The organism is Rhodobacter aestuarii (assembly GCF_900156655.1).
Lineage (GTDB): Bacteria > Pseudomonadota > Alphaproteobacteria > Rhodobacterales > Rhodobacteraceae > Rhodobacter > Rhodobacter aestuarii.
Genome location: NZ_FTOG01000012.1, coordinates 86,638 through 108,128, shown reverse-complemented (window position 1 = coordinate 108,128; position 21,491 = coordinate 86,638). Strand labels below are relative to the sequence as shown.

Genomic DNA, 21,491 nt, shown 5'->3' with positions numbered 1-21,491 from the left:
AGCATTTTGGACTGCGAGCGCCTATCGCTCCGCATTGCCTGAGCGGATGCTTCGCGAAAAAGCACTGCGGGGCGCGATCGACTGCTTTGGGCCGAGCACGTTGGTAAGGCCAAGACCAACGTGAGGGGCGGGGAACAGCCTGCCGTGGTGAGTGCAAGCAGGATCGCACGCGGTTCATCCCCGCGTGGGCGGGGAACAGCAACTTCTCAAGGGTGGTGGTGCTATCACCGACGGTTCATCCCCGCGTGGGCGGGGAACAGACAATCCGCGCGGCGGCGTTGGCTTTCTCTGCCGGTTCATCCCCGCGTGGGCGGGGAACAGGAAGGCGCTCGCGAAGCGTCAGAGAAATTTGGCGGTTCATCCCCGCGTGGGCGGGGAACAGGGTCAACAATGGGGGGCTTTGGAAATGAGCGGCGGTTCATCCCCGCGTGGGCGGGGAACAGTTGTCGGGCTCACGCTTGGCGCGGTGCAGGAGCGGTTCATCCCCGCGTGGGCGGGGAACAGCGTCGCCAGTCGGATCAGCGCCGCCGTTACCGCGGTTCATCCCCGCGTGGGCGGGGAACAGACCTTTCGCGCTTGCCTGCGGAATATTCCGTCCGGTTCATCCCCGCGTGGGCGGGGAACAGGCAGCTTTGGTCCAGTTTTTCATGCGAAATTCCGGTTCATCCCCGCGTGGGCGGGGAACAGGGCCTGACGGATTTTGCGCTGAATTTCCGGCCCGGTTCATCCCCGCGTGGGCGGGGAACAGAAGGCGGGGGACTTACTAATATGCAACCCGCGCGGTTCATCCCCGCGTGGGCGGGGAACAGATGCGCGCCAGATAGGCCGGGCCGCCAAGCATCGGTTCATCCCCGCGTGGGCGGGGAACAGTCCCCTCCATATGTAAGTAGAGCACGGGCCTGCGGTTCATCCCCGCGTGGGCGGGGAACAGCTCGCGATCTTCCCAAACGCGCAGCCCATCGGCGGTTCATCCCCGCGTGGGCGGGGAACAGGAAACAAGCGATGGCATTGTCACATAGTAACCCGGTTCATCCCCGCGTGGGCGGGGAACAGCTAACCAGCGTTCCGTCATCAATGGCGAGCGGCGGTTCATCCCCGCGTGGGCGGGGAACAGATATCACCACCAGCAAGAAAGCAATGCAGCACCGGTTCATCCCCGCGTGGGCGGGGAACAGCAATATGAGGCGGTGATTGCCAACGCTGCGTTCGGTTCATCCCCGCGTGGGCGGGGAACAGAGCCGTTGTCAGCAGTTGAGCGGTCACGCCGTCGGTTCATCCCCGCGTGGGCGGGGAACAGTGCAAAACTGCACCCATGGCAACCAAGGTATTCGGTTCATCCCCGCGTGGGCGGGGAACAGAGCGGCCATTTCCTGACGATAAACGGCATCGGCGGTTCATCCCCGCGTGGGCGGGGAACAGGAACCACGAAACCTTTTTCCGCACGATCCGGCCGGTTCATCCCCGCGTGGGCGGGGAACAGGGCTCAATGTTTCGATGAATGGGCTAGCAGCGCGGTTCATCCCCGCGTGGGCGGGGAACAGTCTTCCTGTAGACGCTTGATCTACCAAGTTTTTCACAATGTCAAAGAGCCTACCGATTTTGGAGCGGCTTTCCCCTCGCCTTAACGGGGTTTTTCGGGCCTGAAACTCACCAGTTTCAAACCGTCAAAATCCACGGGCACCCGACGGTTCGTGCCCGCAGTTCGAAAATCATAGCCCTGATCTGTTGGCGCTTTCCAGACCATCACCGCATCCCCCTGATCAAGCCCTGTCAAAACCTGATCCCAGATCATTTCGCGGGTCTTGGCGGAATAATCGCCAACATAGACACCGGCACGGACCTCAACGAGCCAAGCCGCCAAACGCCCGCGCAACCTTGGGGGCGCGTTCGAGACCACCACCACAATCATCCGCGATGCCCTGCATCCCCCGATTGCCCCTTGGGAAAGGCGACCGGCATGGCTTCGGGCGGGGGCTCGGGGCGTGGTAAGTCCCCCGCGGACAGCACCTCTTCAATCGCGGGAATAATGCGCCCCAAGAGCCCCGTGCGTCGAAACGCATCGCGGCAGGCAAGACGCACGGCACGGTCGGGAGACATATCGAGTTTGCCCTTTGCGGCTTGCCCCGCAATCCGGAACGCCTCTGGCACCACGGTTTCAAGTTTGAACAGATCTGCAATGTCATAGACGAAAGAGAGCGGTTTGCCCGAGTGCAAAAAGCCAATCGCAGGGGCGTAGCCTGCGGCGAGAACCGCCGCTTCGGACAGACCATGAAGACAAGCGGTGGCGGCAGAAAGGCAGCGGTTCGGGGTATCGCCCGCCTCCCAATCGGCGGGGTCATATTTGCGCCGCTTCCATTCAACGCCATGTTGCTGCGCCAAAAGGGCGTAGGTTTCGCGCACCCGCACGCCTTCTATACCACGCAACTGATCGATAGAGCGGCGCGCCGGGGCCTCTTCGTCAAAACGCATTGCAAACATTTTGCGCACAACACGCAAGCGCGCGGCATCATCAAGCGCGATGCGAGCCTGCCACAAAAGCCGATCTGCGCGCGCCCCGCCGGGCTGGCCTGCCGAATAAAGCCGCACACCGCCCTCGCCCACCCAAGTGATTAATGTGCCCACGCGGGCAGCCAGCGCCACAGCCGCATGGCTAATGCGCGCGCCCGGTTCAAGCATGATGCCAGCAAGCCCCCCCACAGGAATTTGCGTGCGCGTGCCATCGGCATTGACCGCTACAAAAGCCCCATCAAGCACGTCAAGCTTGGCGCGCTCCACAAAGACAAGCGAAGCGCGATCCTTCATCGGGATCGGTTTTGGCGGGGCCAAACCGGGCAGCGAGGCCCCCTGCCCCTTGGTGCTCATGGCGCGCGCCGGATTAGCATCAAACCGCAACCAAAAGCCTTTGCGCGCCCAAACCCCTGAGAAACTTGTGCAAGAAAGGCAGCGGGATCGGTGATCTCGATGTGTCCGGTCAGATCAAGGATCCCGAATTGCGGCTGGCCCTTACGCGGCCCGCGGTGGCCTTCAAGCACCTCGACCGAATAATCCTCTGCTTGCGCCTGAAGCAGCTTAAAGCCCGCCTTCTCTCCTTGCCGAGACAGCCAAGCCATCCCTTCGGTTTGCGCTAGTGCCATCCGTTCTTCGGCCCGCGCGTCTTTCGGTAGTGTGTGCAGCGCATCCATCACCACATCAACCCGTGCGCCACCGCGCTTCATCCGCGTGGCATTGGCGCGTAATGAAAACTCAAGTTTGGTTCCTTCGGTCAGGGCTGGAGCGAAGGGCTTGATCCGATGCTGCGTAAAAAGATCAGTCTGCAAAGGCGCGCGCGCCGAAAGGACAAGAAACTTGCCCGCCGCTTCCTCGCGCCACAAAAAATCACGGCGACGGTCTGTCCCATCGGCAAAAAGAGACCAAAGCAGGTTATGGGCGGCAGAACGGCGTAGCCCTTCTGCAGACGGCATAAGAAGCGGTGCAAGGGCTTGTGCCGATGGGGAACGCGCCAACGAAACTTGGCTCAGATAGAGGCTCATGGCGCAGCCTCCAATACGATTTCCACCGCGCGACGCGCCACCATGCGCGGTGCGAAATGCCAAAGTTTGCGGTCTACAGGGCGATCATGCACCACCTCCCCCTTCGTGGCCCCCTCGACAAGCGTCCGCGCCACCGGGACGCCACGCGCACAAAGCCACGGCGGCGCGGAGAGATGCGCCAAAGCGTGCTCGGGCGTTTCGGCTTGCACCAGTTTTGCGCCGGGCGGGGCTGACAGCGGGCAAGATTTACGCCCAAGATAGAGGGTAAAATGAGGCTTTTTTAACGCTTCACACAGCGGCTCAAGCCCCTCGCCTTGCACCGCCACCCCATAAAAAACGCCCGCGCGGTAATCACGCAAAGTAATGGTGGTATTGGTGCGCCCGCGCGCATCGCGAAGGGCCTCGGGGCGGGAATTGGGGCGTTTTGCGGCAGCGGTGGGCACAGTTTCAATGGTGTGATAATCGCGCAAAGGCGCCCCGGCCTCAAAGATCGCGACGGAAACGTCAAGCGCGTCAAGGGCGGCAAAATCCCCTTCACGCCGGATGCCAAGCGCCGCCCCCATAAGCCCAAGGATCGCCGAACGACCGGGCCAATCCAGCGCGCCGCGCCGTTCATGCCCGGCCAGTTCGCCCATTGCCCCAAGGCTGGCGGACAAGCCAAAGATGAGGAAGGGCTGCATCACGCCCCCCGAACCGCATCAGCCACAAAGGACACGATCTCCTCAAGCGTGCCATCGCCCGCAAGCGTATCGAGCGTGCGGAAGGCTTCGGGCTCACCCGCAAAATAGCATTGGTCGATCTTTGCCGCAGTGCTCTCAAGCGCCTTGACCGAGGCTGCGCGCAAATCATTGGCCTGCAACGCGCGTAATTGCCGGTCAACGGGGGTAAAGAAGGCCCCAGACAAATCGCGCGGGGCGCGCGGACCGCATTCAGCACGGATGTGAAACGCCATCGGATGATGGGCAAAGCTGTTTTGCTTCCCGCGCGGCGTGGCCTGCGCCAGTGACCGCGCAAGCGCCTCTATCCCTTTGACGGCCAAGTCTCGATCACCGGCGAGGTTTTCGATCAGCAAATCGGCGTTCACGCAGACATAAAGGTAATAGATGCCTGAGCCAAAAGCGGTTTCGCCCAAATGGCCTGCGCCGGTATCTTCGTCCTTGTTGAGGTCATCCACCGCCGAATACCAGTCTTCTTCGGCCTGCGCTGCATGGGTGGTAATGGCATGGCTCACCTGCACCGCTGCATCGCGGTTGAAGTCTGGATCATCGGCCAGCATCCGCCCGAACATAGCAATGTCGATCGCGCCATCGGCACGGCGCAGCACCATCTTTTTCAGGTCTTTATCGGAAGGCAGCGCCTCACCGGCGACGATCTTTTCCGCTAATTCCTCGGCCAATTTGCGCTCAGCGGGGGAAATAAAGGCAAGCGTGGTGGCTTTCTTGCCGCCTTCCTTCTTGTCCTCGAGCTTGCCAAAAATCACCGCCACCTTGTCGGCGGCCTCCTGTGCGGCTTTGTCTGACGCCCCTTTGCCAATCAGATGCTCCACCAACAAGTCATGCAAAAGCTTGGTGCGCTTGCCCATTTGATCAGCCAAATCGAGCGCAAAAAAGCTGCTTTCGCGCAGCGCGCGCTTAAGCGATTGCGACGAGAGCCGCAACCGGGGCACGCCGCCCACCATCGCCTGCTTCGGGCGCCCCTGATCATCGCGGTTCGGGTTCGAGGGGCCATAGCTTGTGAGCAAGTGAAATTGCACGAAGGTCGTCATTGGGTTTTCTCCTCAATCGCTTTTGCGGGCGCATCAGCCCCGAAATAGTCAAAGCACCAGCGCGGCCGTGCCGCCTCCCAGTGCAAAATGTCTGCGGCAAGAGCCGCGACATTGCATTTGTGGTCTGCCATCGTGATCGCGCGACGCATCAGATCGGTCAGTTCGGCCCCTTCCGCGCGGATCAGGCGTTGGAAACGCAGCGGCGAGAGCACTGGCTCCACACCGCCCAAGCGCCGCGCCAGCCGCGCGCTGGTATGCTCGCGCACCTCTGCCAAGAGCCCGGCGAGTTGCACCAGACGCTCTGCCTGCATAGGCCCAAGAGACAAATCCCGCGCCAGTTCCTGCACCGCCGGTTCGCACAAAACCGCCATCGGCGCGGCCCGGCGCAACCGTGCCGCCAGCGCCTTTGCCGATGAGGTTTCACGCGCGGCGATATGCTTGCTCCACCAACCCAGCACCACTGCTCCCGGCCCTTTTGGCTCCTCACTCATGCCGCTTTTCCTTTCTTTTTCTCTGGCAAAGGCAGACCAAGCGCCTCGTAAATCGCTTTGCCCTGCTTGCCGTAACCTGCAAAGGCGAGACCAAGGAACTTCCACGCATCGAACAGCTTTTGCATCTGGTCCGTTTCGCGCGCCTCAATGCCCTCGAACGCCAATTTCTCGAACTGTCCCATTGCCTGGCGTTTAAGATCGCCGAGCCATTCCGCGGTTGGATCGCCCCCGGCCTTGATCGTGGCAAGATGCGCGAGGAACCGAGTTTCGGTCTCGGCAAAAAAGGCCTCGCGTTGCGCCTCACGGGCCTCTCCACCGGCGAGAACGAGCTCCAATGCTCCGCGCAGGGCGACGCCCGCCGCCTCTGCGGCTTCGATCAACCCCGCAAGGCAGATCCAGCCTTCGTCCGGCAGATCGAGCACCGGCTGCACCGACATAATGAAATCGCGTGGCTTCATATTATCCATCGCCCAGCCCGCAACGATCATTGTGCCGCCGCCGCGCCGCCCGTTCCAGTCTCGCCAGCACAGGGCCAATTCAGACAACTCGTTGTCTTTTTGCTCTACGACAATCCCAAGCCAGTTGCGATAACCGAACCGCCCGGCACGCGGATGCTTGGGCAACCATTCGGGGCCCGGTTTCATTCGGTAATAGGGGCTAAGCGGGTGTTTCCAGAGCGCGTAATTCGTGCCGTAAGGCCGCTGGATCACGCCGGTTACCCGATCCCCCTCGGCCACAAGCCGCAGCCGACGCGGCTGACCGAAAAACGCTTCAGGGCCAAACAGTCCCCCCTCGGGCGGCAAAGCCTGCTGCCCCTTGTCGGAAATGCGGGTGGGCCGCATCCAAGGTAGGTCCGCACACTGAGCGGGCACACCATAGGGCACATTCGCCCAGATCAACTCCCATAAACTTCCCAGCCCCTCGCGCGGATCCACTAGGGTGACCAGCGGCCCGCCACCCCGCATTGACGTGCGATTGCCCGCCCCGCCCGCAGGGGCGAAGGCCTGAAACGTGTAAAGCGCCATCGCGGCCATGGGCAGATCGAGAACCGTATATCGGTTCCGATGCACCATGAGATCAGCATTGTTTTTGGCTGTATTGCCCCCGGAACTATCAATGAACAGCATGTCGAGCGGGTTTTCCGCCCCCGTGAGCGGCTCGAAATCCTGTAAAAACCGCGGCCCGTCGCCCAATAGGTTGAAGGCGGGTGCAAAGGTCGCCAACTTCTCACGTAGCCGCGCCGGATCGGGTGCGGTGCGGCGTTTCCAGTCGGTCACATCGGCGGGCGGATCGGCCAGAAAGACCAGCCCAGTCAGCAATTCAAGGCAGGCAATATTGAAATCGGGGCGGCTCCAGTCGGGGGCCACAACATCCGGCTCCGTCATTTGCCAAGGCGCGATGACCTTTTGGGAACCATCCCGGCATCGCACTGAAATCCAAGGATCTTCAATCAAATTGAGCGTCATTCACACCTCCGCCCACAACCAATACGCGCAATGAACCACCTCCGAAGCCCGCCGTAAATGGGGGCAATTCTTTGAGGTGTCAGGAAATGTCACCGTCAAACAACAAGCCAAGTGACCTGTCATAGCGCAAGCCCTCGCAAATCGTGCCGTCCTCTGTCACCAGACAAACCTTCAGATCGGCGCGCTTCCACTCGGGCCAGTCTTGGGTCACCGCGCGGATCTCTGGCGCGGCTTGATCAGGCAACGGCAATTTATCGAGCCGCGCGGCACGTGCCGATACCTCTGAAAGCGCCCAAGCCTCGGCTAACGAAAGGCCCTCTCGTTCTGCCCAAGGCTCAAGCCCATTAGGGGTGGAGCGCGCCAAAACGAGGGTGCGGCTCGGCCCGCCAAGGCGTGTGGGGTAGCTGGTGTCTGAACTGGCCCCGCCGCCATCGCGATAGCCCGCAGCAAGATCAACAAGATTATGCACCGCCTGCGTGCGATGCGCGGCTGCTTTGCCCAAGGCCTCAACCTCTGCACGCCCCAGCACCTCAGGCACGGGTTCCGCCTCAGGCCCATGCACAGCCTCGATCAAAGCGCGCAGACCTTTTGGTGCTTCGATCCGCCCTGCCGCAAACACCACCCGCGCGGTGCGCCAAACATCGGCAAGGTCATAAACCCAAGCCCCTCGCCCCAAAGTAACGCGCAGCCAACGATCATCCGCGACATGGTCAGGGTCCGGAGAGAGCACCTGCAAAACAGGTGCCGCGACCGGGCGCCTGGCATGCGGGCGCTCGTCCATATGCCGCCAAAGCCGCCCGGCCCGCTGGATAAGCGCCGCGATAGGCGCAAGGTCGGTGACCATCACATCGAAATCGAGGTCAAGCGAGGATTCGAGCACCTGCGTGCCAACCAAAGTGAAGCCTGCGCGCCCCGTTCCCGCTTTACCAACCCGTGCCAGGACCTCAGCCTCAATCCGCTTACGGTCGCATAGAGCAAACCGGGCATGAAGCAGATGCGCGAAAATCCCTTCGGCCCGTAGCGCCTCGACCGCGGCAACCGCCTCGTCAACCGAATTGCGCACCCAAACGCAGGCTGCCCCCTGCCCCGCAGCTTCCGCGATATGCCCCACAGCCCGTTCAACCGCATCCAGCCGCTCGACAAGCACCGGCCCTTTCACTGGACGTGGGTCAGACGGAAAGGCCGTGATCGCGTCTCCGCGCGCGACCGTCAAGGCGGGATAAGCCGGGCTGACAGGTCCACCGCCATAGGTCGCCAAAAGCCTTTCGCGCAATGCCATCGGAAGGGTCGCTGTGAGCAAAATCGCAGAACCGCCGGCAGCATGGTGCATCTGCAACAACCGCTCAAGCTCGGTGGCGATATATGGCTCGCCCATCTCATGCACCTCGTCCACGATGAGTATCTTCGAAGACAAACCGAAATGGCGTAAGCTTTGGTGCCGCACCGGTAGAACTGACATCAGCGCCTGATCAATGGTCCCCACGCCGACATCGGCCAAAAGCGCGCGGCGACGACTTTCCGCCAACCACGCAGTGCAACCGGGTTCATCTTCGTGCCGCTCCCCATCCGCTATCACATCGCGAAAATCCGCAGACAGTCCAGCGCGACCATGCGCCAATGTGAGCGTGGGTTGGGCAAACATACGCCCCAAAATTAGCGCCGCCCGCCGAAACATCGCGTCCGCCGTCGCCATTGTGGGAAGGGCGAAATAGAGCCCGCGCCCCTTACCCGCTTGCACCATGCGATGCGCAAGAATCAGAGCGGCTTCCGTTTTGCCCGCCCCGGTTTCATCCTCGATCACCGCAAGCATTGGCCCTTTGGGCAAAGGCAGATCCGTGCAGGCCGCCTGCATCGGGCGTAGGGTAAAATCGAAAACAGGCCCACTCTGAACCGCCGCTCCCGATAGGCCAGCTTGCGCAACAGCGACCGCAGCGGTCTGGCGCGCCTGCGCAAGATAATCTGAAAGGTCCGGCCCCGGTGCCTGCGCCTTGAACCATCGCGTATTCGAACCCACCCAGTCGGCTGCCGCACATAACCCCGGCAGCCACCATGAAAACCGAACCGCCTCTGGTAAAGCCAACCCTTCTAGTGAAGCCTCTGGCCATAGGGCGCAAAACGCTTCAATTACCTCCGCAGCCGCGTCTGCCCCCATACCAACATGACGCACAGCGTTCATGTAGTCTCGGATACGAGGGGGTTTCGGCAATGTGCCCAAATTGAGGCTTGGCGGCTTGCCATGATGCCCGGCCACAGCAGCGTAAAGCGTGCAGCGCGTGTCAGGATCGCCGCCCATCCTTGGCGCGAGCAAGTCATCATGCTTGTGCAACAACACCTCGGTCAATTCCCAATGCCGCGGCCCTTGGGCCTGCGCACCCCGAACCATCGCACGAAAACTGTCGCTGATTTTGCCGAGATCATGCAATGCAATGAGCAAAACGAAAGCGTCTCGCAAGTCAGGAGCCAGTTGAAAAGGGGCGATCAAACGCTCAGCAACGGCGGCAACATCCAACATATGATAAACCGCTGGATGCTCTGGCATCCCTGCGCATTCAGGACTCTTGCCGGGCCACTCTAGAAGCAACATTCTGACCTATGCATTGGAACTTAGGGAATATTTTTCTTAGCAAATTGATGACGCAACTTGAATATCTGCCATCCTTCGAACTCAAGCAATTCTTCAACAATTCTGGCCTTGGTATTACCGCTTAAGCGGCGCCTTTGAGCTCGCACCCAACAGTTGGGCAAGCATGTTGCGAAACGGAGCCGCGGGATCTGCCTGGTTATTTGCCTTGAAGAGGCCAAAATGCTCGGCCAACAATTCCAATGCTTTCAAGCGGCTAGGCGTCTTCAACTCAATCCCATTGCGTGTTTGCCTTACCCCTTCAAATAGAGCCAATTCATCTGGCCCTAGATTTGCGCTATCGGCATACCAAACATAGCGAATGCCCAGACCATCGCATTCCGGGCAATTGGGGTCTGGACGCGCAGTGAGCCTGTATCCAAAACCGCCCGAGGCGAGCGGAACCTTACGTCCTTCAGCCTGCGCAGAATCACAGGCTTCACGGTATTCGCGCGCGCTACGCCAATGAAACTCATGGCTCTTCCCCCAACAGTAACGACAAGCACCAAGGTGTAAAGCCATGAGATTACGGCGGTCCGCAAAAGCAATCCGTGCGAGTTGCCGTATAACGTCATCTCCACTCAGCTTGAGTCGCGCTGAACGCTCTGCCTTCAACACGTTGATCTGAGCCATCACGCGCGGATCCTTGAGCAAACGGCTGGCCTGTTGATCTGCATTGGCACGTGCGTAACCCGCGCGGATTGCGGCCTGCGTCGCGTTCAGATCAATCAGATATTCCTGACAAAAGCGCTGCTGGCGCGGGTTTACTGGGCGAACCAGTGAGTTTGGCAATGAAGAGGGCAATGCCATGTTCAAACCTCAGCTTGAGAAGCCAAATGGGATTTCGACATGGTAAACGATCCAGAGCGTAACCTTGACAAACCTTGGCTTTTTTCAGCTTTCTGGGACTCGACTTGTAAAAGCCGTGCTATTGCGAAACGCGCGTTGCGGCCTGCCGTACCTGAAATCGCGCCCTGAGCCGCGTCATATCTGCCATCAACCTGTGAGCCGCCGAAAGATCGACCGCGCACCGGCTTTTCACGGTTGTTGATCAGCTTCCCGCGAAAAAATCTTTGTGATGGCTCACCTTTTCCGAGATAGGCCGCCAAGAAATACCCTTGACGCGCTTTGCGGGTATCACGGGCCAAATGCCATGAACCAATTTCACCACAGGCGAATTCGCCTTCCGTGACCTTGTCAGCTGCACGAACATGATCAGCTTCGGACTCATAGGTGATTTTGGCGATGTATGCTGCAAGTTCGCGCTGGTATTTTTCTGATGCATGCAACGCCAAATGCCAATGCTCACCGGCAGGCCCCGCGGACTCACGTACCCATATGTAAAATGGCGGAAGATCGCGACGGGTCATCCATTTCCGCAAAAGCTCCATGAGATAAGAAATCCGCTGTGGGATATGCTGACAACGCAGTGGGTTCACGTCCTCGGCACAAAACAGGCTTTGCCAGCGCAAAGTGAGAAGCGTGTCGAGCGGATGGTTTAGACGGGCAGCGACACGCGCAGCTTCAAGAAACCGGCGCTGAGTACCGATTGGCAGCTCATCGGTCTGATGCGCCAAAGGAGGCTTATACGCCAGATGATCCGCGCAAGCTGAATATATGGTCGAGTTCCGTTTAACCGCGATTTCAGTGAATGTCGCAGGATCAAAAAATGGCACAGGCAAGACTTCTGTCTTGCCGCGATAAATTGGCTTAAGCGCTGCTTCTTCAGTCATTTCCGCCCCCCTCGAAGAGCGCCCGAATATCATCGACGCGCCAAACCGTGGTGCGCGGTCCAAGCTTCAATGGTTGTGGGAAACGACCTGTGCGTACACCTGCCCACCAAGTCGATTTTGACACAGGGATCGGGCCCTCAGGCGCCAATATGGCCGAAAGCCGGACGAGACCGCTTTGTGGAAAGTTCATCTGTGATCACCTTCGTGCATTATTGTCCAATGGCGGACAAGGCGACCCTGGCGGATTCACAGTAAGTTGAGGCAGATTAGCTTTTCAGGAAGACGAATAGCCGCATCGCATTGATATCATTAATACTTATCAGCACTATTCGGTTAACGCCTTACGTTATTCGGGCTTCCAGTCCTTTGGCAGGAACTGTTTGCCGAGTCTAAGATATTTTCGAACCGTGTCGGTTGTCACTTCGAGGCCTAGCAGCGCACAGATCCCTTCGATCTCCTTTGGCAATTTGCTACGTGAAGCGTCCGGATCATATCCATAAGCATCAATCGCGATTGCAGTGAGAAGCTTCGCCATGGAGTTGCGTTCTCTTTGGTCAAGAACTTGTTTCTGATCTAACGCCTCTGAGACCGGAGCCAAGATGCGCCCGCTATCTTCCGGCGCGGCAAAGCGGGTCCTCAACGTGGCGCGAAATGCAGGATCTACGCAAATCGCAACTTCCTCAATCCACGCATGGAAGTCCGTCAAATTTATCTGCGCTTCCGGGGCCACCGGATCACAGCCCATCGCGTTAGCGATAAGTTCGTAACGGTCCTCGAGGAAAAGCAGTACTTCGTCCGCTTCTTCCGAACGCCCATAGCTCTGGCAGATGATATCATAGCTTGCCTCCCGAGGATCACGACCAAGGCTCAAGAAAACGGCCTGTTCAAGCGTTACACTTCGAAAGGCACTCCAATAGTCTAAGTCGATTTGCTTTCCCGCAATCGCCCAAGCACCCAAGAAATCCTGCGGCAGCCTTACCTTAAGATCATCTATCTCATGGAATAATTCTGCAAAACGGCCTTGCGGATCGAAGAGGGGGTTGAGCCTGGGCGCATCACTTGCAAAGGGTATCGACCGAAGCTCTTCAAGAGATAGAAGTGCGAGCCTTCGTGCGAGTTTGTCGCGCAATGCCGCACGTTCTGCCTCAAAACGGTCGTACACCTCCGGAAAGGCTGGACCAACAGACTGGAAGGAGACTGGCCGCGCCCAAAGGGCAACTTCGCCAAGTGCGGCTTCTATCAACTCAGCACTTGGATCAGCCTTTGTCATCTCTGGCATGATCTTCTCCCGCTTTGTTTGCACATTCACGCGCTGGTTCGAAGGGTTTCGAGATAGTCCGCCCACCACTGGGCTAGACGCACGCGCTCATCCCAATGTTCGCCACGGGCATAGGCGCGCCGGACATCATTTTGCTCGATGTGCGCCAAGGCCCGCTCAATCGCATCCGGGTTCCAAAGACCGCTTTCGTTTGCGAGCGTCGAGAAACTGGCGCGAAACCCGTGGGAGGTCATCTCGTCTGCGCCAAACCCCATGCGCCGCAATGCGGTGTTCAGGGTGTTCTCGCTCATTACGCGCCGGGGAGAAACCAGCGAGGGGAGCAAAAAGCCTGTCCACCCCGTCAACTCTCGCAATTCATGCAACAACCTAACGGCCCGATCCGATAAAGGGATGCGATGCGGGCGACGCATTTTCATCCGTTCGGCTGGGATCGCCCAAATCCGTGCATCAAGATCAATCTCTTCCCAGCGCGCCTGACGCAATTCGCCTGGACGCGGCACCATTAGAGCAAGAAGCTCAAGCGCAATTTTCGTGACCCGCTGCCCCGTGTAAGTCTCAATTGCCCGCATCAACCCACCCAGCGCCTGCGGATCAATGATCGCCGCTCGCGGCTTCGCTTTAGGCCGAACGAGTGCATCACGAAGCGCGTAGGTTGGGTCCGTCTCAGCAACACCATTCGCAACAGCATAGCGAAACACAGCGCTGATTTTGGCGCGCAAACGCTTGGCAGTTTCATAGTTACCCTTCGCCTCAACTTTGCGCAAACACCGCAAAATCATTTGGGCCGATATTTCAGACATCGGTTTCGCGCCAAAATCGGCAATAGCCATCGCAAGAAGCCACTCATTCTTTGCCAAAGTGGTCGAGGCAAGTCCCTCCTTCCGCGTCTTCTCAAGAAAGGCTTGCGCCTGGGTCTCAAAGGTTACCCCGCGACGCTCGAGTTCCGCACGCTTACGTTCTTGCTTTGCTGCACTCGGGTCCCTCCCATTGGCGACCATGGATCGCGCCTCATCGCGTGCAAGCCGCGCCTGAGCTAGGCCGATTTCCGGGTAACGGCCGATTGAAAGAAGTTTTTCTTTGCCATCAATGCGGTATTTGAATTGCCACAGACGTGCGCCGGTGGGTTTGACCAACACGAACAATCCATCAAAGTCCGAGACTTTGTAGGATCTATCGCGTGGCTTCAGGTTTCGAATCGTGACATCGGAAAGCGGCATCTGGGGGTATCGCCTCTCGGGTGCTTTTCCCGATACCCCCACCCATACCCCCAAACCGGAGGGATCTTAGCGGATCACGTTGGAGCGCATCGGTGTAGGGGGGGACTACCTTTGGCAGAAAGGCGGACAGGGCACAGAACGCCCCATAACAGCCCGAAAACATAAGGAATAAAGGGCCATAGCGGGCGAAAGACGACCCAAAAGAAATGCAAGTTATGGCAGAAGAATAGGGAGAAAACTTGCATTTGGACCGCATTCTCTGTCGAAACGACGGCGAGCGCAGCGCAAAGTCGCGCAAGAGATAACGTATTGAGAGAACAACCTTATAAGGCCATCAGGGAAAGCCTAGAGCCGCAAACAACCATCCGAGTTCGTCGGGACCAATGGCAGAAACTCGGATGATGCGTCCGAGTTTTGCGCGGTGCATCCGAGTTTCGCAAATCTCCAATAAAATAAGGGCAATCTGCCCGCGAAGGCGCGGATAGTGCCGCCACGAAACTCGGATGGTCGAAAAGTGTCAGGATCGAGGCCCACGCGCCGATCCTGACGGCGACACGCTGAGCCAACAGGCGCTTGTTGGAGATTAGACTGCAAGCTAGCATTACAGGGGATATTTCCCGGATAAGGTCTAGGTCATGAGATATTTGATGACTGTCGCGATATTGGCGCTGGCTCCGGCCCTAGCTCAGGCACAGGATGGCAGAGCACTATGCGATGCCACCGCAAAAATGCTGAAAAGATCAGTCGATGCGACAGTGGAGCAGGCGCAACAAGTGAACGTGCAGAGAGTTGAAGTGAGCTTGTGGTTTGACGTCCCGCCCACGCGGCGAGACGAGCTAGAAGACTTCATCGACAAGCTGATGGAGCGCCAATTCGCTGAAATTGACCAGATGATGGAAGATGGCAAACTGATCCTGTCCATCTGCCAGGGGCACTGAGGACAGCGATCAAGCGGTTAGATCGGGCCAATCCGGATGCGCGCGTGCGGCGTCACGTCTGGTGTAGGTACGATAGTCGCACCCGCATCTTTCACACTCGCACCCATCCAAAGGAAACGGCAGCAATTCGTCGACGCGCAGCCATCGCCCGAACAACTTGAGGGCGCCATCGCACAGCGGATCTGGCCCCAAGCTCTGAAGCGTGACATGCGTGCGACTGCCATTCGACACTGCGTCGCGAATCTGCCCGACGCGATACTCCGACTGGACCCGAGAGATCACGTAGCGCGTCAAAACCCAAAGCATCTGTCCCTCGATGCGATCCGTTGTTGCTGCAGGGATGCGTTTTCCACGTACTGCCATCTCAACAAGTTCAGCGACTTCTAGCTCCGAAAAATCGTGCCTCAACACGCACTGCGTCAAAGCCTCTCGGACCATGGGCATGATATCGACACTCTGGCCGAAACCGATGACATCGACAAAGTAGCTACCCTGTCCGCTCACGGTGTCCTCCCAAAATAAACCACTCGGCCAACGACGCGGAGTTGGTCGACGGAGTCAGCCCCGAAGATTTCGACCGGATAGCCTTCCTCTGCGTTGTCTGAGACGAGTTCGAGGCGGCCGTCGAGACGCCAGCGGGCGCGCTTGACCAATAGACGGTCTGACACGTTGAAGACGTAGATGCAGCCATGCTCGACCTCGCGCTGGCTGTGATCGACGACGAGAAGCGCGCCGTCGGGGATGGTCGGCTTCATCGAAGTTCCGCGCGCCCAGATGACCGAGCAGTGATCCGGCCTCGCGCCCTGATTGGAGAGGAAGCGGCGAGTGAAAGCTACCACACCATCGGCCTGCTCTGAGACCGGGACAGCTCCCGGCCCGGCCGAGGCCTGCACATCGTTGTAAATTGGCAATTTGACAAAATCCGGTTGGTTGAAATCCATGATTGGCTGAACTGGGTTTGGCTCTCCGTCAGTATTCTTGCCTCGAGACACATGATCCCCGCCCCGCAACTTCATGAGTTTTCGATTTGACGCAAGCAGATCGGTCACAGTTTCGATCTCACGGCTCAACTCAAGTGCAGCCGACGCGGACATATTTGTCCTATCAGCATTGCGAAGAGCCTTCAGCTCGCGATCATAGAATGCTTCGACATAGCGACCATCGCTGTCCGATACGGGGCGTCCTGAGGCAAGCCATTCGTAGCTCGCGCCCGATAGCGCTACGACATCACGAAGCACGCTGAACGGCGGCTCTGCACCGCCAAAATACCTCTTTAACTGCTTGTTAGATTTGCCAGTTTTCTTCGCAATAGCGTCTATCCCAACAACATCAGACACCGCCGCCAGCCGAGCGCCGAGGTCGGCCTCGCGGTTCACGTCTGGTGGCGTGTTGTCATCTGATTGGTGGTCAAAAAAGAACATCCGCCAATTCAGACAAATCTGTCCTTTACATGGGACAGATTTGTCCTTACTCCTTTTCATATGCAGACGACTAAAGCCGCCTGCGATTGCAACAAGTGACACTGAAAAAAGCCGATGCGCCAACATCGACTTTCAACAGGAGGCCAACCAGATGAGTAAAATCTGGACGAAAGCCCAGATCAAATGTGCCCTAGAAGAAGCGGGCATGACCCTGACGGGTCTTGCCGAGCTCGCGGGCATCAATCCGAGCCAGATGCGGTCCGTTTGGAGCCGCCCTTCGCGCCCAGCCGAAAAGGCTATCGCCGAATTTCTCGACGTGCCCGCGGCGGAACTTTTTCCGACTCGTTATCCCATTCGGAAGTCCTCGCTCCTTTCTGCCGAGAATGAGGCCCGGATCGCAAGGGAAAAGGCGGCGCGTCTTTCTGACAAAGGAGCCGCCGCATGAACCCGATTTCGTCCAAAGACCGCCCCCTTCTTGACGGGTCTGCCGAGGGTTTTCGGCGCTCGGCGGGTGATCTGGGGGAAGTGATCGCGATCCTGTCGGGCGGTGTGCGCCCTGATGATTGGACCCGCTCACGGCTCGCGCAGAGCCTGCGCCAGTTGCAAACCTTCTTGATTGCCGAGGCGCATGAGCAAGAGGGCCGCAAGGCCGTGAGCGAAGACGCGGCACTGCGCGCGGCGGTGGCCACGATGATGGCCCGGCCTGTGAGCGTGGCGATGCCGGTCTCGGGGATGGGGCCGATCACGGAGGTGGGCCATGCTGTCTAATCTCGTGCATCAATTCGCGCAGTTTTCGAGCGCGATCCGGCCTGCGCGCTTCGCAAGCGGTTGGTGGATCATCATTGCCATGACTTTCGGTCTGACGTTTTGGGTGCGGCTCGTTCACCTGATCGTAGGGTGGCTGCAATGATGGTTCGTCATTTCCACAGTGGTCCCCGCCCGACGATCAAACGCCATGCCGCAGCTGTGGCGCTGGCAAAACGTCTTGAAAGCGAGCCTGCCAGTGCGTTGGTTTCGGCTTTTTTGGCAGCCACGCTCGGCGATGTGCGGGTCAGTGGTGATCGTTTTGAAGCCCGCGCCTATGGATTTCGCGCCACTTCGGTGCGGAACCGGGCGCAGGCGGTGCGCAACTGGATGGTTGCGGTGACCGCCGAGGCCAAGGCGGCTTCGATCGGGAGGGTGGCGTGATGGCGCAAGTTGCGTTGAAGCCATGCCCGTTTTGCGGGGCGCAGGCCAAGCTCTATGGCACGCAATCCGACGGGTATTTGCATTGCCCGAATGATGCCTGCCCGGTGAAGCCTTCGGTCTTCGCAAAGCGTATCGGCTTCAAGGGCAGCTTGATCGACGCTTGGAACACGCGCGCCACGCTACCCGCCAAAGATGCCGAACAGGTAGATCATTTGTTGGCAGCCCAAGCGGGCTGCTGACGTGGCGCGCGGGCATTTCCCGCCGCTTTGAAGGTCAAAACAAGTGGATACAGGCATGACTACCGGACGTTTTACCGAGATCGCGGTCGATTTGATCCGCGTGCCCGAAGATCGCGCGCGGTCGTTTGACCCAGATGGGGCTGCTGCGCTGGCGGGCCTTATTGAGGCGCAGGGGCTTATGCACCCGATCACCGTGCGCCCGCATTTTTCCCATAGCGACGACCAGCCCGCCTATGTGCTGGTGGCGGGGCTACACCGGCTGCGCGCCTTTGAGCAATTGGGTCGCAGCGCGATCCCCGCGCGGGTGGCGGCCGAGCAAAGCAATGACGAAGCGCGGATGGATGAGGTTTTGGAAAACCTTGGCCGCAATGAATTGACTGCGCTGGACCGCGCGCAGCATCTTTATGAGCTAAAAGTGGTCTATGAGCGGATGCACCCGGAGGCGAAGGCAGTTAGTGGCGCAGACCTAGCTGCAAAACGCTGGAATTCGGATGCGGGCGAAATCTTTTCGTTCGCATCGGCAACCGCTGAGAAGATCGGCCTGTCAAAGCGCGCCATTCAGATCGCCGTGAAGATCTGGACGGGCCTGACGCCCGACAGTCGCCGCCGCCTGGCAGGCACCAAAACCGCCACCAACCAATCGGAAATCAAGCTGCTTTCGCAGCAATCGCCCGCCCGGCAGGAACGAATTTGCGACATGATCCTGAGCGAGCCGCCCGTTGCCGGGGGCGTGGGGGATGCGCTGGTGCTGATTGAGCGCGGGGTGCGGCCTGACGTTTTTGAAAAACGCTATACCGCCGCGCATAAGGTGATTGCCGATCTGGATGATGTGACGCTGGACCGGGTGCTGTTGGCGCATGAGGCGCGTGTGATCGCCTCCCTCAAGCGGCAGGGGAAAATCTGATATGCCTCCCCGTCGCCGTGATCCTTTGACGAAAGACCTCTTCGAGTGGCAGCCGCCGAAGGTGGCTCTCGGCTACAGCGCCGACGTCATTGGGCGTGGGCGGCTCGACAGCAAGATCGCGCGGATCATCGCTCATGCACTGCGGGATGCGCGCGATAACGGTCTGAACCGCGCCCGCGTGGCCCGTGAAATGGCTGACTATCTTGGCCGCCCGGTCTCTGAGGCGATCTTGAACAAATGGGCTTCGGAAGGGTCGGACGAGCATCGGATCCCGCTCGACGCTTTTGTCGCGCTGGTCCATGTCACCGGTGCGCGCGATCTTCTGGGGTTTGTGCCGGGCGAATTCGGTCTGACGGTCATCGAGGATGAATATGCCGCGCTGATCGAAGAGCGGCTGCTTGAAGAGCATATCGAAGAGATGCAGGCGCGGCGCAACGCGCTTGCCGCACGCCGGAGGGTGAACCGGTGAAAGATATGGTCACCCGTCAGGAATGGTTCACCGCCCGCGAACTGGCTGAGGCTGTCAGCCGCAGAGGTCTTGCTGGTTATCCCAAGAGCGAACGAAACTTTCGGGCCTTGGCCGAGCGCCAAGGATGGAATGAAGGCCTGCTTGCCCGCAAGCGCGCCGGGCGTGGCGGTGGGATGGAATATCATTTCTCAGCCCTACCCACCGATTTGCAAGCCGCTTTGGCGGGCAGTGAGGCGAAGACCTGCGTGGTTCATGCCATGAACGCGCAGGCCCTGCGCGAAGAGCGCCAGCTTGATGCGCTGCGCGCTGCCCATCAGCCCAAACATGCCGTTGGCGCGCGGGAAGCCCGCGCGGAGATCACCCGCGCGATCGACGCTTTTGCCGTGGCCAAGGGGCAAGGCCGCGCTTGGGCGATCCGGGCCTTCTTGGAGGCACAGAATGTCCATTTGGCCCGGATCGCGGCAAGTGAGAAGATCGCCGATCATCAGCCTGTCACCCCCGCAGAAGCAAAGCTTTTGCAACGGCCTGACCCAATGGTCGAGGGCTTTGGCGTCACTGCGGACACAATCCTGACAGCCAATGCGCGGGCGCGAGGAGGAATTGCAAAGCTGTCGGAACGGTCCTTGTGGCGTTGGTTTCAAGCGCGCGATGCAGGCGCGGTGGTGGCTTTGGCGCCCGCGCCGACGAAAACTGTCGATCCAATCCCTGCAGGTTTCGCGGGTTTCTTGAAGCACTATGCAATCGGCACGAAGCCAGACGCGACCGAAGCGCTTTCCGAGTATCTGAAAACAGATCCGCCAGAGCATCTACGCCTGACGATTTCGCAGGTGCGGTATGTGCTCAGGAATAAGCTCAACGATATTGAGCGCAATGTCGGGCGCGAAGGACTGCTGACGCTGCGCTCGCGTATGGCCTATATCGAGCGCTCGACAGAGAACCTGTTGCCGACCACGGTTTACACCGCCGATGGCAAAACCTTCGACGCCGAGATCGCCGATCCGCGCTCGCGCCTGCCGATGCGCCCCGAACTGACCTCGATCCTTGATGTGGCGACCCGCAAATGCGTGGGCATTGCGGTGAGCCGGAAAGAGAACGTGATCGCGGTGACCGAGGCCCTACGTCGGGCCTGTGAGAACCACGGCATTCCGGCGATGTTCTATACCGACCGCGGCGCAGGCTACAAAAACAAGACCTTTGACACCGAGGCCAGCGGTCTGATGGCGCGGCTCTCGATCACAAAGATGCATGCTCTGCCCTATAACAGCCAAGCCAAAGGCATCATCGAGCGGTTCAACAAAACCGTTTGGAACCCGCTGTCGAAACGGTTCCCCACCTATATCGGGGCCGATATGGACAAGGAGGCGAGCCAGTTCGCACATCGTAAGACCCGCCGCGACATCAAGGAATTTGGCGAGTCACGGCTGCTGATGCCTTGGGAAGAGTTTCTTGATACCTGCGAACGCGCTGTGGCCGAATATAACGATCGCCCGCATTCTGCGCTGCCCCGCTTTGAAGACCCAGAAACCGGAACATTGCGCCACATGAGCCCGAACGAGGCTTGGGCGGCGCATGTGCGTGACGGGTTTGAGGCCCTGTTGCCCGATCCGGGCGAAATTGACGATCTGTTCCGGCCCTATGAAGTGCGCGTCGTGCGCCGTGGTCTGGTTGAATGGAACCGTAACACCTTTTTCCATGAACGGCTTGAAGCCTATCACGGCGTGCGGGTTCTCGTCGGTTATGACGACAATCAGGCCGAGCATGTTTGGGTGCGCGAGATTGCAGATGATGGCGAGCCGGGACCGCTGATCTGTGTGGCCCGTTTTGGCGGCAACCGCACCGATTTCATCCCGCGCACCCTTCAAGACAAAGTCGAGCGGGACCGCCTTGAGGGCCGCAAGAAGCGGGTTCAGGCGAAGTTGCGCGACATCGAGGCCGAGGCCGCTGCGCCGCTCATTGTGGAGCGCCCGGTCGAGCCAGTGGCCAATTTCATTCGGGAACCGCAAGCACCTGAAGCGGTGCGGGCAAACGTGCCGCTAAACGCGGCCAAGAAACCCCGGTTCGCGTCTGATCTCGATTTGGCCCTCTGGGCGATCGAGCACCCCGGAGAAGCGTCGGATGGGCAAATGCGCATCCTTCGTGACTGCATGAACCAACCGACTTCGGTCGAATATTTCCGATCGTCAGGCGTCGACCTCGATGCCCTCGCAAAGCTGCTTCGCGGCGCTGCCTGA

General features: G+C 59.3%; 23 protein-coding genes and 1 CRISPR repeat array. Of the genes, 9 read left to right on the top strand and 14 right to left on the bottom strand.

Annotated elements, in window-relative coordinates:
• Positions 1-170: 170 nt before the first annotated feature.
• Positions 171-1,541: direct repeats of the CRISPR family, unit length 29 nt; unit sequence CGGTTCATCCCCGCGTGGGCGGGGAACAG.
• Between the two features lie 80 nt (positions 1,542-1,621).
• From cas2e to BW967_RS16135, 12 genes are all read right to left on the bottom strand, one after another.
• Entirely contained in the window at positions 1,622-1,909 is a 288-nt protein-coding gene (gene cas2e, locus BW967_RS16195; protein ID WP_076486135.1) for a type I-E CRISPR-associated endoribonuclease Cas2e, read from the bottom strand.
• Complete coding sequence (cas1e, locus tag BW967_RS16190; RefSeq protein ID WP_076486146.1) at positions 1,906-2,862, bottom strand: type I-E CRISPR-associated endonuclease Cas1e; 957 nt, start codon at positions 2,860-2,862, stop codon at positions 1,906-1,908. Before cas1e ends, cas2e begins: the two co-directional genes overlap by 4 nt.
• Positions 2,859-3,530 carry a type I-E CRISPR-associated protein Cas6/Cse3/CasE gene (cas6e, locus tag BW967_RS16185; RefSeq protein ID WP_076486134.1) on the bottom strand — a complete coding sequence of 224 codons (672 nt, stop codon included), beginning with the start codon at positions 3,528-3,530 and terminating at the stop codon, positions 2,859-2,861. Before cas6e ends, cas1e begins: the two co-directional genes overlap by 4 nt.
• Positions 3,527-4,210: a type I-E CRISPR-associated protein Cas5/CasD gene (cas5e, locus tag BW967_RS16180; protein WP_076486133.1), complete on the bottom strand. Its 684-nt coding sequence runs from the start codon at positions 4,208-4,210 to the stop codon at positions 3,527-3,529. The genes cas6e and cas5e overlap by 4 nt, the downstream gene beginning before the upstream one ends.
• On the bottom strand, positions 4,210-5,295 hold the full coding sequence (gene cas7e / locus BW967_RS16175; protein ID WP_076486132.1) for a type I-E CRISPR-associated protein Cas7/Cse4/CasC: 1,086 nt from the start codon (positions 5,293-5,295) through the stop codon (positions 4,210-4,212). Before cas7e ends, cas5e begins: the two co-directional genes overlap by 1 nt.
• Positions 5,292-5,786: a type I-E CRISPR-associated protein Cse2/CasB gene (casB, locus tag BW967_RS16170; RefSeq protein WP_076486131.1), complete on the bottom strand. Its 495-nt coding sequence runs from the start codon at positions 5,784-5,786 to the stop codon at positions 5,292-5,294. The genes cas7e and casB overlap by 4 nt, the downstream gene beginning before the upstream one ends.
• Positions 5,783-7,252, bottom strand: a complete 1,470-nt coding sequence (gene casA, locus BW967_RS16165) for a type I-E CRISPR-associated protein Cse1/CasA (RefSeq protein ID WP_076486130.1) — start codon at positions 7,250-7,252, stop codon at positions 5,783-5,785. The genes casB and casA overlap by 4 nt, the downstream gene beginning before the upstream one ends.
• A gap of 79 nt (positions 7,253-7,331) precedes the next feature.
• A complete protein-coding gene (locus tag BW967_RS16160; RefSeq protein WP_083952292.1) occupies positions 7,332-9,836 on the bottom strand; it encodes a CRISPR-associated helicase/endonuclease Cas3 in 2,505 nt (834 codons plus the stop codon).
• 114 nt (positions 9,837-9,950) lie between these two features.
• On the bottom strand, positions 9,951-10,682 hold the full coding sequence (locus BW967_RS16155; RefSeq protein WP_076486129.1) for a terminase small subunit: 732 nt from the start codon (positions 10,680-10,682) through the stop codon (positions 9,951-9,953).
• A 2-nt stretch (positions 10,683-10,684) separates the two neighbouring features.
• Positions 10,685-11,605, bottom strand: a complete 921-nt coding sequence (locus tag BW967_RS16150) for a hypothetical protein (protein WP_076486128.1) — start codon at positions 11,603-11,605, stop codon at positions 10,685-10,687.
• Between the two features lie 346 nt (positions 11,606-11,951).
• Positions 11,952-12,884, bottom strand: coding sequence for a hypothetical protein (locus tag BW967_RS16140; protein WP_076486126.1), 933 nt, complete (start codon positions 12,882-12,884; stop codon positions 11,952-11,954).
• Positions 12,885-12,910: 26 nt separating this feature from the next.
• Positions 12,911-14,101 carry a tyrosine-type recombinase/integrase gene (locus tag BW967_RS16135; protein ID WP_076486125.1) on the bottom strand — a complete coding sequence of 397 codons (1,191 nt, stop codon included), beginning with the start codon at positions 14,099-14,101 and terminating at the stop codon, positions 12,911-12,913.
• Between the two features lie 647 nt (positions 14,102-14,748).
• Here BW967_RS16135 and BW967_RS16130 point away from each other — a divergent pair.
• Positions 14,749-15,039 carry a hypothetical protein gene (locus BW967_RS16130; RefSeq protein ID WP_139327850.1) on the top strand — a complete coding sequence of 97 codons (291 nt, stop codon included), beginning with the start codon at positions 14,749-14,751 and terminating at the stop codon, positions 15,037-15,039.
• Positions 15,040-15,048: 9 nt separating this feature from the next.
• On the opposite strand, the gene BW967_RS16125 is transcribed toward BW967_RS16130, so the two are convergent.
• A complete protein-coding gene (locus tag BW967_RS16125) occupies positions 15,049-15,543 on the bottom strand; it encodes a hypothetical protein (protein ID WP_076486123.1) in 495 nt (164 codons plus the stop codon).
• Complete coding sequence (locus BW967_RS18985) at positions 15,540-16,460, bottom strand: S24 family peptidase (RefSeq protein ID WP_245826584.1); 921 nt, start codon at positions 16,458-16,460, stop codon at positions 15,540-15,542. Before BW967_RS18985 ends, BW967_RS16125 begins: the two co-directional genes overlap by 4 nt.
• A gap of 151 nt (positions 16,461-16,611) precedes the next feature.
• On the opposite strand from BW967_RS18985, the gene BW967_RS16115 reads away from it, so the two are divergent.
• Genes BW967_RS16115 through BW967_RS16085 form a run of 8 tightly spaced genes read left to right on the top strand, consistent with a single transcriptional unit; the run spans position 16,612 to position 21,491 of the window.
• Positions 16,612-16,905 (top strand): helix-turn-helix domain-containing protein, encoded by a 294-nt coding sequence (locus tag BW967_RS16115; RefSeq protein WP_076486122.1) that lies wholly within the window; start codon positions 16,612-16,614, stop codon positions 16,903-16,905.
• Complete coding sequence (locus tag BW967_RS16110) at positions 16,902-17,228, top strand: hypothetical protein (protein ID WP_076486121.1); 327 nt, start codon at positions 16,902-16,904, stop codon at positions 17,226-17,228. Before BW967_RS16115 ends, BW967_RS16110 begins: the two co-directional genes overlap by 4 nt.
• Positions 17,218-17,370 carry a hypothetical protein gene (locus BW967_RS18775; protein ID WP_175610472.1) on the top strand — a complete coding sequence of 51 codons (153 nt, stop codon included), beginning with the start codon at positions 17,218-17,220 and terminating at the stop codon, positions 17,368-17,370. Before BW967_RS16110 ends, BW967_RS18775 begins: the two co-directional genes overlap by 11 nt.
• Positions 17,367-17,648 carry a hypothetical protein gene (locus BW967_RS16105; RefSeq protein ID WP_076486120.1) on the top strand — a complete coding sequence of 94 codons (282 nt, stop codon included), beginning with the start codon at positions 17,367-17,369 and terminating at the stop codon, positions 17,646-17,648. Before BW967_RS18775 ends, BW967_RS16105 begins: the two co-directional genes overlap by 4 nt.
• On the top strand, positions 17,648-17,887 hold the full coding sequence (locus BW967_RS16100; RefSeq protein WP_076486119.1) for a Lar family restriction alleviation protein: 240 nt from the start codon (positions 17,648-17,650) through the stop codon (positions 17,885-17,887). Before BW967_RS16105 ends, BW967_RS16100 begins: the two co-directional genes overlap by 1 nt.
• Positions 17,888-17,942: 55 nt before the next feature.
• On the top strand, positions 17,943-18,791 hold the full coding sequence (locus BW967_RS16095) for a ParB/RepB/Spo0J family partition protein (RefSeq protein ID WP_245826582.1): 849 nt from the start codon (positions 17,943-17,945) through the stop codon (positions 18,789-18,791).
• A gap of 1 nt (position 18,792) precedes the next feature.
• Complete coding sequence (locus BW967_RS16090; RefSeq protein ID WP_076486117.1) at positions 18,793-19,260, top strand: hypothetical protein; 468 nt, start codon at positions 18,793-18,795, stop codon at positions 19,258-19,260.
• A 5-nt stretch (positions 19,261-19,265) separates the two neighbouring features.
• Positions 19,266-21,491 carry a Mu transposase C-terminal domain-containing protein gene (locus BW967_RS16085; protein ID WP_076486144.1) on the top strand — a complete coding sequence of 742 codons (2,226 nt, stop codon included), beginning with the start codon at positions 19,266-19,268 and terminating at the stop codon, positions 21,489-21,491.